11 protein-coding genes are annotated in these 16,075 nt (G+C 52.2%); 5 read left to right on the forward strand and 6 right to left on the reverse strand.

Annotated features, from left to right (window positions below; all coding sequences use genetic code 11):
• Positions 1 to 26 precede the first annotated feature (26 nt).
• Positions 27 to 1,772 carry a putative bifunctional diguanylate cyclase/phosphodiesterase gene (locus HEQ72_RS00995; protein ID WP_168019002.1) on the forward strand — a complete coding sequence of 582 codons (1,746 nt, stop codon included), beginning with the start codon at positions 27 to 29 and terminating at the stop codon, positions 1,770 to 1,772.
• On the opposite strand, the gene cysS is transcribed toward HEQ72_RS00995, so the two are convergent.
• The gene (cysS, locus tag HEQ72_RS01000; RefSeq protein WP_245184043.1) at positions 1,767 to 3,437 is read right to left on the reverse strand and encodes a cysteine--tRNA ligase; all 1,671 of its coding nucleotides are present in this window, start codon (positions 3,435 to 3,437) and stop codon (positions 1,767 to 1,769) included. The two genes, HEQ72_RS00995 and cysS, sit on opposite strands and share 6 nt — an antisense overlap.
• 131 nt (positions 3,438 to 3,568) lie before the next feature.
• Between cysS and HEQ72_RS01005 the strand changes: the two genes are divergently transcribed.
• Both HEQ72_RS01005 and HEQ72_RS01010 read left to right on the forward strand, forming a co-directional pair.
• Positions 3,569 to 4,594: a Fe(3+) ABC transporter substrate-binding protein gene (locus tag HEQ72_RS01005; protein ID WP_168022341.1), complete on the forward strand. Its 1,026-nt coding sequence runs from the start codon at positions 3,569 to 3,571 to the stop codon at positions 4,592 to 4,594.
• Positions 4,594 to 6,306 carry an ABC transporter permease gene (locus HEQ72_RS01010; protein ID WP_168018998.1) on the forward strand — a complete coding sequence of 571 codons (1,713 nt, stop codon included), beginning with the start codon at positions 4,594 to 4,596 and terminating at the stop codon, positions 6,304 to 6,306. Before HEQ72_RS01005 ends, HEQ72_RS01010 begins: the two co-directional genes overlap by 1 nt.
• On the opposite strand, the gene HEQ72_RS01015 is transcribed toward HEQ72_RS01010, so the two are convergent.
• Positions 6,303 to 7,688 (reverse strand): D-alanyl-D-alanine carboxypeptidase, encoded by a 1,386-nt coding sequence (locus HEQ72_RS01015; protein ID WP_168018996.1) that lies wholly within the window; start codon positions 7,686 to 7,688, stop codon positions 6,303 to 6,305. The two genes, HEQ72_RS01010 and HEQ72_RS01015, sit on opposite strands and share 4 nt — an antisense overlap.
• A 20-nt stretch (positions 7,689 to 7,708) precedes the next feature.
• Complete coding sequence (locus HEQ72_RS01020; protein WP_209316152.1) at positions 7,709 to 8,344, reverse strand: extensin family protein; 636 nt, start codon at positions 8,342 to 8,344, stop codon at positions 7,709 to 7,711.
• 148 nt (positions 8,345 to 8,492) lie between these two features.
• On the opposite strand from HEQ72_RS01020, the gene HEQ72_RS01025 reads away from it, so the two are divergent.
• A complete protein-coding gene (locus HEQ72_RS01025) occupies positions 8,493 to 10,073 on the forward strand; it encodes a peptide chain release factor 3 (protein WP_168018994.1) in 1,581 nt (526 codons plus the stop codon).
• Positions 10,074 to 10,119: 46 nt separating this feature from the next.
• Here HEQ72_RS01025 and HEQ72_RS01030 read toward each other — a convergent pair whose 3' ends face one another.
• From HEQ72_RS01030 to gltX, 3 genes are all read right to left on the reverse strand, one after another.
• On the reverse strand, positions 10,120 to 10,836 hold the full coding sequence (locus HEQ72_RS01030; RefSeq protein WP_168018992.1) for a substrate-binding periplasmic protein: 717 nt from the start codon (positions 10,834 to 10,836) through the stop codon (positions 10,120 to 10,122).
• A 95-nt stretch (positions 10,837 to 10,931) separates the two neighbouring features.
• Positions 10,932 to 12,233, reverse strand: a complete 1,302-nt coding sequence (gene gltA, locus HEQ72_RS01035; RefSeq protein ID WP_168018990.1) for a citrate synthase — start codon at positions 12,231 to 12,233, stop codon at positions 10,932 to 10,934.
• Positions 12,234 to 12,308: 75 nt separating this feature from the next.
• Positions 12,309 to 13,724: a glutamate--tRNA ligase gene (gene gltX, locus HEQ72_RS01040; RefSeq protein ID WP_168022342.1), complete on the reverse strand. Its 1,416-nt coding sequence runs from the start codon at positions 13,722 to 13,724 to the stop codon at positions 12,309 to 12,311.
• A gap of 128 nt (positions 13,725 to 13,852) precedes the next feature.
• Here gltX and HEQ72_RS01045 point away from each other — a divergent pair, with 128 nt between their 5' ends.
• Positions 13,853 to 16,075 (forward strand): ComEC/Rec2 family competence protein, encoded by a 2,223-nt coding sequence (locus tag HEQ72_RS01045; protein WP_168022343.1) that lies wholly within the window; start codon positions 13,853 to 13,855, stop codon positions 16,073 to 16,075.

The raw sequence follows: 16,075 nt of genomic DNA on the forward strand, positions 1-16,075 counted from the left end.
TGTCCCTTTTAGGGGGGGGTCTGTGCATGAATGCTGGTGAACAGGTGCTCCGGTCTGCACGGATCGTCGTTGTTGACGATACGCCGGCAAACGTTCTTTTGCTTCAGGCAATGCTGGAGGCAGATGGGTACGAGGCTGTCGAGGGGTTTACAGACCCTGTTGCTGCTCTTGACTCGATTTTGAAAGCACCGCCGGATCTGGTTCTTCTTGATATTCGCATGCCCTTTATGGATGGGCACCAAGTAATGGCGAGAATTACAAGCGAAATAAAAGAGTACCTTCCCATTATTGTTTTGACAGCACAAACCGACGAGGAAACGCGGATCAAGGCATTGGCTGGAGGGGCAAAGGACTTCTTGTCCAAGCCATTTGATCAGGCCGAGGTTCTGCACCGCATTCGGAATACGCTGGAAACCAAGCTGGTTTATAACGAGCGCCGTGAACATGCCTCTCTTCTGGAAGAGGTCGTAAGCGAGAGAACGCAGGAGCTGGCTCATATGGCCAGCCATGATTTGATCACCGGCCTTCCTAACCGTGCATCCATACGGCGTGACGTGGCCCGGATGGAAGGAAAGGGGAAAGGTCTTGTTATGCTGGTTGCCATTGAACGTCTGGGCAATGTCAGCGATGTCATGGGGCCTGCTGTTGGTGAAATGGTGTTACGATCCTGCGCAGAGGAATTGCGCGATCGCATGCCAAAAGATTCACTGATGGGGTACTGGGGTGGCTCTGATTTCTTTGTGTATGTTCCCGGTGGTGACATTGATATTTGCGTTCGCAAGGTTCTGGAATACTTCTCTCAGCCCCTTGTCTATGATGGGGTAGAAGTCGTTTTGGATGCTCGCATCGGCACGTGTGTCTATCCGGACGATGGTGTTGAGGCTGACCGTTTAGTCCAGCGTGCAGGGCTTGCAATGATTACGGGCCGTCGGCATGGTGTTGATCACTATCCGTTCAGCGTTGCCTTGGAAGAAGAAGCGGCAAAACGTCATGGCATTGAACGTGAGCTGAGAAGAGCTGTCGAGCGTAATCAGTTGCAACTCTACTATCAGCCGAAGCTTCGACTCAGTGATGGTGTTGCTATCGGGATGGAGGCATTGGTCCGCTGGATTCATCCCGAAATGGGGTTTGTCTCTCCGGGGCAGTTTATCCCTGTTGCGGAAGAGACGGGCGCAATTGTTCCGGTAGGTGAGTGGGTTCTGAAGCAGGCCATGATTGATTGCACGGCTTGGCGTAAGAAGGGTTATGATATCGTTGTTGCGGTTAACGTTTCCGGCCGTCAGTTTTCTGGCATTGATCTTCCAGGTCTTGTCGAACGCTTTCTGGGTGAAACAGGGCTTGATCCGATCGGCTTGGAAGTTGAAATTACAGAGTCTGCCCTTCTTCATGATCTGGAGCAGGCCAAGAATGTTCTTGATGCCATCCGTGAGCTTGGAATTTCCATTGCTTTGGACGATTTTGGTACGGGGTATTCTTCCTTGTCCTACCTACGCCAGCTTCCATTGACTACCCTGAAGGTGGACCAATCTTTTGTGCGCTATCTGGACCAGAATACTGATGATCAGGCCATGACGCGCACCATCGTCAAGATGGCGCACGGCCTTGGTCTAAAGGCCGTTGCCGAGGGGATTGAAAGCGAGTTTCACGCCAGCTTTCTGCGAGATATTGATTGTGAGATCGGCCAAGGCTACCTGTTTGCCAAGCCCATGCCAAGCTCGGCATTCACAGACTGGGTGAACGTAAAGCCTACACAAAAGTTTGCCGCCTCATGATTCGTGAGGCGTAACCCTCCACTCCCAATCGGTTCTTTCTGTGGTGTCCTTAATCTCGACACCGGCAGCCAGAAGTTCCTCTCTTATTTGGTCTGCACGCGCAAAATCCCTTAGCCTACGGGCTTCGGTACGTTCGACGATTTTTTGTATAATTGTATCTTCACTTATGGATGCTGACAGTGGGCGTACGGAGAGCGCATCCGGGTCAGTATCCAGCAGCTTTGTCCCAAGGACAAGATCGACCAGCGCAACCAGGCGAATGACTGCCTGTGGAGTCAGGGCTGGATCGTCCAGAATTTTTCCCAGTACAACCAGAACTTCCGGGGTATGGAGGTCACTGGAGAGCGCTTGGTCTACAGCAAGGATATAATTACGTTCCTCTTCTGTAGATTCATTCGTCAGTTGTTCAATCAGGAACGTGAACGGCCCCCCGCTCTGGAAGTGCGCATCATGCGTGATAGCCTTGGCCAGTTGCATGGTTCCATTGTCCACGTTTTCCTTGACCCGTGCTATCCGTAGTAACATCCGGCGCAGGTGTGCACGGGTTCCGGCAAGGGCCTCCCAAGAAAACTCAATACTCGAGCGGTACGACGCACTCAGCAAAAACAGCCTGTAAACAAGCGGATGAATGCCACGGTCAACAAGGCTCTGAAGCGTCAGAAAGTTGCCACTTGACTTTGACATCTTCTCGTCCCCGCCTTCGGCACGCAGAACAAGAAATTCATTGTGCATCCACCAGTTCGCACCTGGATGACTACACTGGCTGTAGCCTTGGTTCTGGGCAATTTCATTGCAGTGATGAACGCTACGGTGGTCAATGCCGCCCGTATGAATATCAAATGTCTTTCCCAGATACTTTGCCGCCATGACAGAGCATTCCAGATGCCACCCGGGCGCACCTGTCCCCCACGGAGACTGCCATTCCATCAATCGTTTTGCGTTGGTGGGACTTTTTCTCCAGACAGCGAAGTCTGAAAGGTTCTTTTTGCCACCATGAGCGACGCGCTTTCCGGCTTCCTGTCCCTCTAGATTGAGCAATCCCAAACGCCCATAGTCCGGGACTTTTGATGAATCAAAATACAGGCCGTCTTCCAGCATGTATGTTGTGCCATTCCGTTCCAGAACCTTGGCGAAAGCGATCATTTCCTGGATATGGTCTGTCGCTTTCGACCACAGTGATGGGGGCAGGATGTTGAGGCGTTGCAAATCGTTTTTGAAAGCAAGGGTGTAGTGTGCCGCAATGTCCCATACGGATTTCTGATCCCGGGTTGCGGCAGCTTCCATCTTGTCGTCGCCTTCATCGGCATCGGACGTCAGGTGGCCGACATCGGTGATATTGATGACGTGCGTCACGTCGTAGCCTTTCCAGGCCAAGGTACGGCGCAGGACATCAACAAAGACATAAGCCCTGAGGTTGCCAATATGAGCATAGTTGTAAACAGTTGGCCCGCAGGAGTAGACACGCACATGATCAGGGTCAATCGGCGTGAATTCGCGCAGTTCACGTCCAAGGGAATTAAAGAGCTGAAGTGTCTTCGAGATCATGGGGCAATCAATCATATGCATGGCTGTATCAAGGCATGCACCATGCCACGCCAGTACGCATTCGCCAAGATCCGGAATAGCCGGTAACGCGGCTTTTTGTTCTTCTGGCTTGCCATTCAACGCCATATCTGTTAGATGAAACTGCGAACTATTTTCACTGCCTTGATGTATTGAGCACATCGTTCTGCATGAGTTGTGCCGGTATTCTTTCAGGGCAGTCGCGCTTATCTTTTATGGACGGGAGCACCGTAATGTTCACTGCCCGCTCTTTGCCTGGTGCTGTTTCGTTTGCAGCGCTTCTTCTGTTTTCTTGTTCGTCCCTGGCTGGGGAAGTGAATGTCTATTCGGCTCGTCAGCCTTTCCTGATCGAGCCCATGCTTAAGGCATTTAGTGACAAGACCGGCATTCGGGTCAATACAGTCTTTGACAAGAAAAGTATAGAAGAACGCTTGAAGGCGGAGGGGCCGGGAAGTCCCGCTGATCTGGTATTGACCGTTGATATCGGGCGGTTGAACGACTTGGTCGTGGCCGGTGTGGCGCAGCCTGTTCTGACGGATACACTGAAAGATAACATCCCGGAACAGTATCACGCTCCTGATGGAGCTTGGTGGGCACTGACATCCCGTGCAAGGGTTTTGTATGTTTCCAAGGACCGTGTTCCGCCTGGTGAAATTTCTTCTTATGCCGAATTGGCCGATCCCAAGTGGAAAGGGCGCATTTGCACGCGTCCCGGCGACAGTGACTATCATGTTGCCCTTACGGCAGCCATGATTGCCCATAAGGGTGTTGATGCAACACGCAATTGGTTGAAGGCCCTGAAGGCCAATCTTGCGCGCAAGCCTCAAGGCAATGATCGCTCCCAGGTCAAGGCTGTAAAAGAGGGCGTTTGTGATATTGCCATAGGTAATACCTATTACATGGCTGCGATGATTAAGGACCCTGAACAACGGGCTTGGGCAGAAGCCGTGCGGATTGTTTTTCCGGACCAGAAAGGGAATGGGACGCACGTGAATGTGTCGGGTATGGTTCTGACCAAATCTGCCCCGAACCGCGAGAATGCCATTCAGCTGATGGAATTCCTGTCATCAGACGAGGCACAAAAAATGTACGCCGAGATTAATAACGAGTATCCCGTCAAGCCCGGTGTTGAATGGTCTGCAACCGTTCGTGCGTGGGGTGACTTCAAGGCTGATATAATTCGTTTGGCCGAAGTCGCAGGTTATCGCACCGATGCCTTGAAACTGATTAATGAAGTTGACTTCAACGCCGGGGCATAATGCGCGCGTATACAGTTGTGCCTGACACGACCAAAGGAGCCGGGTGGGCTACGTCCATCCGGGCCTTTTTTGCTCCAAACTATTGGCTTCTTGGCAGCTTTGCCGTGGCCTGTATTGTTTTGTTGCCCGTTGTATCCGTTACGTATCTCGCCTTCTTCCCGGTTGAGAACATATGGCCACATCTTTTTGATACCGTTTTGTTCGGTTATATCCGCAATACGCTTTTGCTGATGATTGGTGTTGGAGTTGGGACGTTTCTGATTGGTACATCAACAGCATGGCTCGTTACAATGTGTCGCTTTCCCGGCCGTGCTGTGCTTGAGTGGGCGTTGCTTTTGCCATTGGCTGTTCCGGCTTTTGTTCTTGCTTATGTCTATACCGATCTTCTGGAATATGCAGGGCCTGTGCAGATAGCTCTTCGGGCATTATTTGGTTGGCAGTCTGCCCGGGATTACTATTTCCCGGATGTTCGTTCCTTGGGTGGGGCTGTCTTGATGATGACATTGGTCCTCTATCCATATGTTTATCTTCTGGCACGTTCAGCTTTTCTTGATCAATCAGTTGCGGTGATGGAAGCAGCCCGGACCTTGGGATGCACCCCGTGGCAAAGCTTTTTCCGGATTGCTTTGCCGATGGCGCGTCCCTCTCTGGTCATTGGATTGGCTTTGGCCCTTATGGAGACGCTGAACGATTTTGGAACCGTTGATTTCTTTGCAGTCAGAACGTTAACTGCAGGCATTTTTAATGTCTGGCTTCTTATGGGTAATCTGGGTGGTGGCGCCCAGGTTTCTCTCGTTCTTCTATTTTTTGTGGTGTCCCTGATTATCCTGGAGAGATATGGCCGGCGTGGTCGTCGTTATCATGATCTGTCAACCCGCCGTATGTCCTTGGTTCGGTTCTCTTTGCCGGGTATACGGCGGTGGATGGCACTTCTGATATGTGCGCTGCCTGTTGTTCTGGGTTTTATTATACCAGCACTTCAGCTTCTTTTTTTTGCGGTCAAGCGCTTTGAAGAAAGCTGGACCCCACAATTTGCTGATTATGCTTTGAACAGCTTGCTGGTGTCATCTGTTGCTGCGGCTGTGGCAGCCCTTCTTGCCTTGTTCATGGGATATGCAGGCACTATACGTCGGGGGCGGAAACTGGCTTCTTTCTTCGTACAGTCAGCATCCTTAGGGTATGCCATTCCAGGGGCGGTTCTGGGTGTTGGTATTCTGGTGCCGGTTGGTTATTTCAATACAGCCTTGCAGGAGTGGGTTTCCGGAACATTCGGTATTTCGATGGAGCAGATCCTGTCCGGATCTTTTATTGGTCTTGTTGTGGCATATGTGATCCGGTTTCTGGCGCTTTCTCTTGGCACTGTGCAGGCAGGCTTTGGTCGTATCCGGCCTTCTCTGGGCATGGCGGCTCGAACACTTGGCTGTTCACCGCGACGTGTTCTTTGGGCTGTGCATGTCCCTATGCTAAGGGGCAGCCTTTTGACAGCAGTTCTTCTGGTGTTTGTTGATTGTATGAAGGAGCTGCCTGCAACCTTGCTTCTTCGTCCTTTCAATTTTGAAACTTTGGCAACGCACATTTACCAGTTTGCCAGTGAGGAAATGCTGGAACAGGCCGCGTTGGCTTCTCTGGCTATCGTTCTTACCGGTATTGTGCCTGTGATTATTCTCAGCTTCTCCATATCAAGCACACGGTCCAGGAAAGATGCGGTCTAGTACTTCGACTTCCACGTCAGGACAAGCTCTGCCTCTGCCCGTTTGGCGGCCATCAGCCAAGCTTGCACATTATTCCGGACCGGCTCTGTTCGTTGCTCTGTAATTGTCATGCCGTCGTACAAAGATCTTTCTTTTTGATCATCGCTCATGATGCACCAAGCAAGCTGCCTTCCACTGTCAGCCCGGATTGTTCCCGCTAAGGCACGGCCATAGTAAATGGTCCCAGTTTTTGCGTGCAGGGGTGATGAGCTTTCCGGCAATTCATCGGGTCTCCCGAAGGGGATCAGTTTCAGGCCGGGAAGCAAAGCTGACAGTAGCTTGCCGTTGACGCGCGTCGTTGCCATGTAACGAACCATTGCAGCGCATTGTCCCGGCGACATGCGGGCCTCGGACGACAAGCCAGACGCATTAGGAAGTTCTGCGTTTGTCCATGATACGTGAGGCATGACATCCTTGACCTTTGATAGCAGTACGCTTGCAGATTTCTCTAACGTCCTTTCACCGGTTACGGAGAGTGACATCATTTCAAAGGCCACATTATTGGAGTAGTGAAAGGCGCGGCTGATTGCTGTGTACAGGCTATCTCCAAGGTAGGACACTAATTCTGTCCCATCTGGAATAGAGTCAATGCGCTCGGGCGCTGACATTTTGATGCCGTTCTTTTCAGCTACAGCACGAAAGACAGCTGCGGCAAAGGGACCGGGATTATTGACTGGCAGCCATTCGCGGCTTCTGTCTGTGTCAGCTGATTCCAGCAGCTGTGAGCTGACGGGAAGGGGACGGAGAGGAATTTCTACCCCCTCTGCCTGACCATTTCTCCAAGCCACCCGATAGCGATTGAAATTGATGGATAATCCTGAAACTCCGGGATTATAGGGTGCATCGGCAGGCTGCTTGGCATTGATGGCAGGATGATGAGGAAGGGCGCCATCATAAAAAAGGAAGCTTCCACTTATGCTTTTAATTCCTTTTTTTTTCAGATCACCAACCATTTTTTCTGCTGCAGGTGTATCAAACATCGGATCCCCGCTGCCGACAAGGACCAGGTTCCCACGCACAACACCCTTGTTAACGGGGCCCGTTGCAATAATACGGGTCTTGGGCCTTTTTGTCACATCAGTCAGGCTTGTCAGAGCGATGAGAGAAGGGATCTTGGCTACAGAGGCTGGTATGAAGGTCTCTCGTGCCTGTTCCGCATCCAGGACGGCTCCTGTTTTGATATCAATCAGGACATAGCCTGTACGTAGCCCCTTTCTGATCGTCTCTGCCATCATGACCAGGGATGGTTCCGCTTTCTCGATGATATCACCTTCCACATATGCATCGGTATTGCTTGAAGCAGCCAGCGAGGTTCCGGCAAAAAGCCAGATCAGGGTGCTCATGCTCAAGAAGCGGGTCCGGGTCATATGCCGCATTTTTTCCATGGTCCAATATCAAGGTGAAGGTGGTCGTGGTGGTCCCTATCAGAGTTTGGGGTCAATACCACACTGAACCATTTACAGGCCGATTGTGACAGTTTTCTGAGGAATTCAGTTTTCTTGCCAGCATCTTTCCAGTCTTTGGCAACAGAGATCCGGGTGCCATCCCTGAGTTCAAAAACGCCGATGTCCAGTGCTTTGCCATAGCTGTGTTCAGACAGCCGTTTGCGGTTTGAGCTGCGACCCCGGCAAGCATAGGCCCCATAGTGGTGGTAGACCTGCACTTCCTGATGAAAGATCTCTCTTGCCAAGGGTTGGATGGAAGCGGTCTCAAAGACTGAAAAGCGTAAGGCTAACGTACAGTCCATCAGCGCGGGTCTGGACAGGGGAACCTGAGTCCCGGACAGGGAAACTGGTGTTTCGACGGGGCAGCCTGTTTTCATGCCGGTTTTCTTTGCCGCAGTATCAAATGCTGATGCATGATAGGATAAAGAAACAAGGCAGGCAGAGCCACGTTCCCGGGGAATAATGTGGCTGTTTGTATCACTGCTGCAGGCAGAAAGGGCAAGTGCGAGTGATATAAGGCCAACAAGGCGGTAAAGTATTCCAGATTGTGTCACGTGGGCACTGCAATCCTTTAGCTGTTCTTTTATATGTGAGAGCACGCCTGAAGATCGGCCTTGTATCCATGGCTCTTGCATGGATTGCCTGCATCGGTTAGGTCTACCTCTTCCCGCTTCTGTTATGTTGCCCAGGCGATCGTATTCCATGTCCAATCTTTCCCATGCCGTATCCCGGCGGCGCACGTTTGCTATTATTTCGCACCCTGATGCCGGAAAAACAACACTGACTGAAAAGCTGCTCCTGTTCGGAGGTGCGATTCAGGTGGCCGGTGCTGTCAAGGCAAGAGGAGAACAAAGACGTGCTCATTCTGACTGGATGAAGGTCGAGCGGGAAAGGGGCATTTCGGTCGCGTCTTCAGTCATGACCTTTGACTATGCAGACTGCACATTCAATCTTCTGGATACGCCTGGTCACGAGGATTTTTCCGAGGATACTTACCGTGTCCTGACAGCCGTTGACAGCGCTGTCATGGTTATCGACGCGGCCAAGGGAATAGAAGAGCAAACCCGTAAGCTGTTCGAGGTTTGTCGTCTGCGTGATGTTCCGATTATGACGTTCATCAACAAGTTAGATAGGGAAGGGCAAGATCCTTTCCACCTGCTTGATGAAATAGAGCAGAGTTTGGCACTGGATGTAACGCCCGCCTCTTGGCCGATTGGAATGGGGAAGGCCTTTCTGGGATGTTATGACCTCTGGAAGGATCAGTTGATTCTGATGGAGCGTTCAAAGGGAGGAATGCCTGGGCTTGGGGCATCCTGTACCGGTCTGGATGACCCCGAGCTGGATCGGCAACTGCCTGCCTTGGCCGTGGAGGCTTTGCGGCATGATGTTGAAATGGCTCGTGCTTTCTGCAAACCATTCGATATCCAGGCGTATCGTGAAGGTCATATGACCCCCGTTTTTTTTGGATCGGCGGTCAATAATTTTGGTGTCCGGGAGCTTCTGGACGGCTTGGCGAGTCAAGCTCCTCCCCCTCGGCCCCAGCCTTGTGTTGAGCGCCCGATCATGCCGACAGAGCCGCATGTTACGGGTGTTGTCTTCAAGGTGCAGGCCAACATGGATCCAAGGCACCGGGATCGTATAGCCTTTGTCAGGCTGGCGTCCGGTCACTTCAAGAGAGGGATGAAGCTCAAGCATGTGCGTTCCGGCAAGATCATGACCATGCACAATCCGGTCATGTTTCTGGCACAGGATCGTGGATTGGCTGAGGAAGCGTTTCCCGGCGATATCATTGGAGTTCCCAATCACGGCAATCTGGCTATTGGTGATGCCCTGACAGAGGGAGAAGAGCTGCATTTTACCGGTATTCCCCGTTTTGCTCCCGAGCTTTTACAAAAAGTTCGTCCACACGATCCCTTGCGGGCAAAACACTTGAGCAAGGCGTTGCTCCAGCTGGCTGAAGAGGGAGCGGCTCGTGTCTTCAAGCCCCGCTTCGGTGCGGACTGGATTGTTGGTGTAGTCGGGGCATTGCAATTTGAAGTTATGGCGGATCGTATTCGTACAGAATATGAGGTGCCGGTTGTTTTTGAACCAACGCCTTTGTATACAGCCCGCTGGGTTGAGAGCACAGATCCTGTAGCCCTGAAAAAAATGATTGATGCCAACCAAGCCTCAATAGCTGATGATCATGAGGACCAGCCTGTTTTCCTCGCCCGCAATGCTTGGCATCTGGATCGTACGGCAGAAGACAATCCTGACGTCCGTTTTCTCAAAATAAAGGGGTAACTGGAAAGGGATAAGCCGGAGACCTCGGTGTGGTTCCCGGCCTATTCTAGAATTTCGACCGGCGGATTGCGTCTGCCTCTCCAGAGTTGTTGAGTGCGTTGAGCGACTGTTGCAGCCTGTCTATTATCATATCATCAATATTGTTGTTGCATGCAATGCCCATGATATTTTTCTCAATCTCAAAGGCTTCTTCGATTTCAACGTCTGCTTTCCGTGCCAAAGTCAGGGCAGAAAATTCTGTTGTTGCCCAGACGTCGATGCTTCCCTGCTCAAGTTTTTTCGGGTTCGCGTCATCAACAGTTTCATAATTGACCTTCAGCCCAAGGCTTTTGACATAGGCGCTGACACTGCCCCCTATATAACCACCAATGGTTTTGCCTTTCAGGTCCCCCAAGTTTTGCAGGGCCAATGTGCTGTCCTTTTTCTTGTAAACAACCCACCGATTCATTTCTATCGGTGCAATCCACTTCAGCTTCTTGCTGGATTCATCAGAGAGGGGCACGGGAAACGAGCAGTTAAAGCTCTTGCTCATCGTCATGTTATAGGATCGTGCCCGTGGATGGACGGCAATTGTGTATGCGATGCCTGCATTCTCGGCCATAAGCCGGACAATCTGTGTCGCAGTTCCCACGAATGTTCCGCGGCTGCTATAGCTGTAGGGGTACCATTCCTCCGTATTGAAGACGAAGGTCTGGGCTTTTACCCCGCCGACATTAAGGACGACAGCCACAGAGACCGCCGCGCCATACAGGGACTTCAGCATCACGACCTCTCGATGAACACATGATCCTCGCAATCATGGCCTGATCCCTGAGAAGGGGAAGCGACCATATGTATCGGTCGCTTCCTTCTGAGAGATCACCGTTTCTTCAGTGGCACAAACTTGCGTTGGGCGTGTCCTGTGAACAACTGGCGTGGGCGGCCAATCTTCTGGTCCGGATCGCCAATCATTTCATTCCACTGCGATATCCACCCGGTTGTCCGGGCCAGTGCAAAGATGCATGTGAACATGCTTACAGGTATGCCCATAGCCCTGAAGATAATCCCGGAATAGAAGTCTACGTTGGGATAGAGCTTCTTCTGGACAAAGTAGTCATCTTCCAGGGCAATACGCTCCAGCTCCATCGCGATCTGAAGAAGAGGCTCATTTTTCATGCCCAGCTCATCGAGCACTTCCTTGCACGTCTGTGCCATGATCTTGGCGCGGGGATCGTAGTTCTTGTAAACACGATGTCCGAAGCCCATCAAGCGGAATGGATCATCTTTGCTTTTGGCGCGTTTGATGCATTCCGGAATCCGCTTCACTGTGCCGATTTCAGCCAGCATTTTGAGAACGGCTTCATTGGCACCACCATGTGCTGGTCCCCACAGGGAGGCAATGCCCGCTGCAACGCAAGCAAAGGGATTTGCGCCGGATGACCCTGTCAGGCGTACTGTTGATGTCGAGGCGTTCTGCTCATGGTCAGCGTGCAGGATCAAGATGCGATCCATGGCTTTTGCCAGTGTTGGGCTGATTTTGTACTCCTCGCATGGAGTGGCAAACATCATCCGCAGGAAATTCTCGGCGTAGCTCAGCTCATTCTTGGGATAGATGAAGGGCTGGCCTATGGAGTACTTATAAGCCCATGCCGCTATGGTTGGCATTTTGGCAATCATGCGGTGCTGGGATATCATGCGATGGTGTGGATCGCTGATGTCCAGTGAATCATGGTAGAAAGCAGACAGCGCACCAACGACCCCGCATATGATGGCCATCGGATGGGCATCCCGGCGGAAGCCTTGGTAGAAGCGTGTCACCTGCTCATGGATCATGGTGTGATAGGTGATCGTGCCCTCGAACTCTTTCAGTTCTTTCGGGTTGGGCAGCTCACCTCTCAGAAGAAGATAGGCAACTTCCAGGAACGTGCAGTGCTGGGCCAAGTCCTCTATGGCATATCCGCGATGACGCAGAATGCCTTCATCGCCATCAATATAGGTGATCCCGGATGCGCAGGACCCCGTTGACGTGAAGCCAGGATCATATGTGAACATGCCTGTATCGGCATAGAACTTGCGGATATCCACGACACTGGGGCCAATGCTGCCGTCCATGACGGGGTATTCCCAGGACTTTCCGTTCCGGTTGTCTGTGACCGTGACTGTCTTCTTGGTTTTCGACATGTTGGTAAACCCCTCTGGAAATGCGTTGGTACAAGGCCTCTTTCTTGAAGAGCAACCTACGGGCAGCAGTGAACATCACGCAATGGCACGGTTGAGCGCATCACGCAGGCGAGCCAGGCTTTCCTGTTTTCCTAAAAGCTCCATAACCTCAAAGATGGGTGGCGATACGGTTGAGCCAGAGAGTGCAGCCCGTAACGGTTGGGCAACCTTTCCCAGTTTCAACAGTTTCTCTTCTGAATAAACACGCGCAAGGTCTTCCAGCGCTTCTCTGGAAAAAGGCTCTGCGCTGTCAAGGCGAACGATCAAATCTTCCAGAACCTGTCGGGCGCCATTGTCGTCCAGTTGCCGCGCTGCTTTTTCCTCAAGCACCAGTGGTCGGGGCTGCACATAGAACAGGGCTGATTGTGCCAGCTCGTTGATCGTTTTTGCCCTTTGTTTCAGGCTATCCATGGCTCGGAGCAGAAGGTCCTTGGCCTTTTTGTCCAGAGATTGGCGTGTCTCTTTCTCAAGGAGCGGAATAATCAGGTCGCACAGGCGGCCATCATCAGCCTGACGGAGGTAAATGCCATTGAGGTTGGTCAGCTTGGCCATGTCAAAGCGGGATGGTGCCCGGCCTACATCGGCAATATCAAACCATTCAATGGCCTGTTGTGTGGAAATAATCTCCTCATCACCACGACCCCAGCCAAGACGCAGCAGGTAGTTGCGCATGGCTTCGGGCAGGAACCCCATGTCACGGTAGGCCTCTGCCCCCAATGCGCCATGACGTTTGGACAGTTTTGCGCCATCCGGTCCATGGATCAGGGGAATATGGGAGAAGACCGGCAAGTCCCAGCCGCATGCATGATAAAGCTGGATTTGTCGGAATGTGTTTGTCAGATGATCATCGCCACGGATGACATGGGTTATGCCCATATCGTGGTCATCGACCACTACGGACAGCATGTAGGTTGGTGTGCCGTCTGCGCGCAGCAGGACCATATCATCCAGTTGTGCATTGGCAACACGCACTTCCCCCTGAACCAGATCGGACAAAACCGTCTCACCGTTCTGGGGTGCCTTCAGGCGGACAACGGGTTTGATGCCGGCTGGCGCATCTGTTGCGGGGCGGTCACGCCAGCGACCATCGTAACGCATAGGCAGCCCGGCGGCTTTCTGCTCGTCTCGCATGGCTGAAAGCTCTTCTGGAGAGCAGTAGCAGTAATACGCCTTGCCCTGCTCCACGAGCGTGCGGGCAACTTCAGCATGCCTCTGGGCTTTGGAAAACTGGAAGACAGGCTCCTCATCCCAGTTTAGCCCCAGCCAGCTCAAGCCGTCAAAGATGGCGTCAACGGCATCCTGGGTTGAGCGAGCGCGATCCGTGTCTTCAATCCGGACAAGAAATTTTCCGCCGTTATGTCTGGCGTACAGCCAGTTGAACAAGGCTGTTCTGGCACCGCCAATATGAAGAAAGCCCGTAGGCGACGGTGCAAATCGTGTAACAACATTCATAGACAAAGCCTAGGTTTGGGGCCGATGCCAAAAAAAGGATCCTATACTGCCCTGCCTCAGAGGCTATTTGCAAGCAGCAGCCCTTCGTAGCATATTCTTTGCGCACTTGCAGCAGGGAGATCGTAAACATGTACGCCCGGACGTGGCTGTCAGCCACGGTGTTCCTTCATCTTTTCCTTCGCATATCACATATTTTTGATCAAATTCGTTGGAAAATGGCGGCGGAGCAGGATTGGGGCTTGCCGTGGGGGGCTGTCTTTCTTGCCAGTGGGGCAGGGGTTTACTTCTCTTTGCATATAGAACCATCCATCTACCTCATCAGCGCATTGGTCTTTATCGCTGTTGTCAGTGCGTGTGTCTTGGCATGGTCTGTTTATGTGCGGCGTGGTTTCTGGATGGGGTGCGCTATTGCCAGCTTGGTTTTTCTGGCTGGTTTTATGTGTGCACATCAGTCTGCGGTGAGGGTCTCCGCCCCGGTCCTGATGCGGGAGGTTCCTCCTGTCATTCTTGAGGGGGTTGTTGTCAGGATCGAGCCATTACCGGTCGGATCCCGTATTCTTCTTGAAGATGTTGTTATTACGGGATTTAAACCTGAAAATACACCAAATCGCGTGCGTTTGATTATGCGCAGGGGCTTTCACGCATTACCAGGCCAGAGAATACGTCTACGGGCGGGTCTTTTGCCACCATCACCGCCGTCTGCACCGGGTAGCTATGACTTTCAGCGTATAGCCTGGTTTGAGAAGATCGGAGCGGTTGGTTACGGTGTCAGTACCCCAGAGTTTATTGGTGAGGATCTGTCTGATTCTGTCTGGGCTTTTGCCGAGACAGTGCGTCAACGTGTTGGCCAGCGACTGAGAGAGGGTATTCCGGGTGATGGGGGGGCTGTTGCGGCAGCCTTGGTGACCGGAGAGCGGCAGGCTATTTCTTCTGCCACAATTGATGCCTATCGCGATGCCGGACTGTCACACCTTTTGGCTATTTCTGGTTTGAATATAGGAATTTATGCCGGAATTATCTTTGTCGTCGTGCGTGGTGGGCTGGCTATGGTACCCGCCGTGGCGTTGCGGTGGGATGCCAAGAAATTGGCTGCGGTTCTGGCTCTGTTGGCAACAACTGTTTACCTCTTGATCTCCGGAAGTGGCATACCAGCTGTACGTTCCTGGATTATGAGCGGGGTTGTGTTGTGTGCCATTGTCCTTGACCGCAAGGCCCTCTCATTCCGCGTTCTCGCGGTTGCGGCCCTGTTGATCCTGCTTTTCCGGCCTGAAAGTATTCTTGGCCCCAGTTTCCAGATGTCTTTTGCTGCCGTTCTGGCTTTGATATCGGGTTATATGATTCTGCAACCGCGCCTGACAAACTGGCGTGCCCAGTCAGGTGGCCCAGTGTCGGCGGCTTGGAGATCAGGTGCTGTTTATGTGTTTGGTATTGTTTCTGCCACTCTGTTGGCAACTGTTGCAACGGCCCCATACGCCATTTATCACTTTCATCGTCTCCCTCTTTACGGGCTTCTGGCCAATCTGGTTGCTGTGCCTGTAACAGCCGTCTGGATCATGCCTTGGCTGGCTCTGGCCTTGGTTCTGGTGCCGTTTGATATGGAAGCGTTGGCCTTGATTCCCTTGGCGTGGGGCGTGGATCTTGTCCGGGAGCTTGCTATTCTTATTTCAGCTCTCCCGCATGCGAGCCTTCATACACCCCCTATGACCTCGGTTGCCTTGGTTGTAGCAACTTTGTCAGGTTTTTGGCTTTGCGTTTGGCAAGGTGCATGGCGTTGGTGGGGAGTACCTGTTCTGCTGATTTCGCTCGTGTCGCCTTGGATATGGCGGGATATTCCCCAGCTTGTTGTCAGCGGAGACGGGAAAGTGATCGCCGTGAGTGACAGCGAAGGATTGATTCTCTTGCCCGGGCGTTCCGGTCGTTTTACCCGCTCTACATGGCTGGAGAGGTGGGGGCAAAGTTCGGAAAGCTGGGATCGCTGGAGTACGGGGGAAGGGCCTTGGCGCTGTGACCCGTATGGTTGCCTGTATAAGCATGGTGGGCATCGTCTTGTACTGGCCTATCGTGAAGAAGCGATCCTTGAAGACTGTAGCCAAGTGGACGTTATTGTGACGCCTCTGAAAGTTCCCTCAAGCTCTTCCTTGCGAAGCAGGTGTAAAGAAAATCGCTTTATTGATGGCTGGGTTCTTGAGCGAGCAGGGACGCATGTTTTCTATTTTGATAATACGGGCATACAGGTCCGTACGGTCGTTGACGACCAGGGGGAGAGGCTATGGAGCCACTCGCAACAGCCCGTATCATGGGGCAATGAAGATGAAACGGAAGGTTCTATGCCAATGGCGGATGTCTTCTGA

It is taken from the genome of Haematospirillum sp. 15-248, assembly GCF_012102665.1.
GTDB lineage: Bacteria > Pseudomonadota > Alphaproteobacteria > Rhodospirillales > Rhodospirillaceae > Haematospirillum.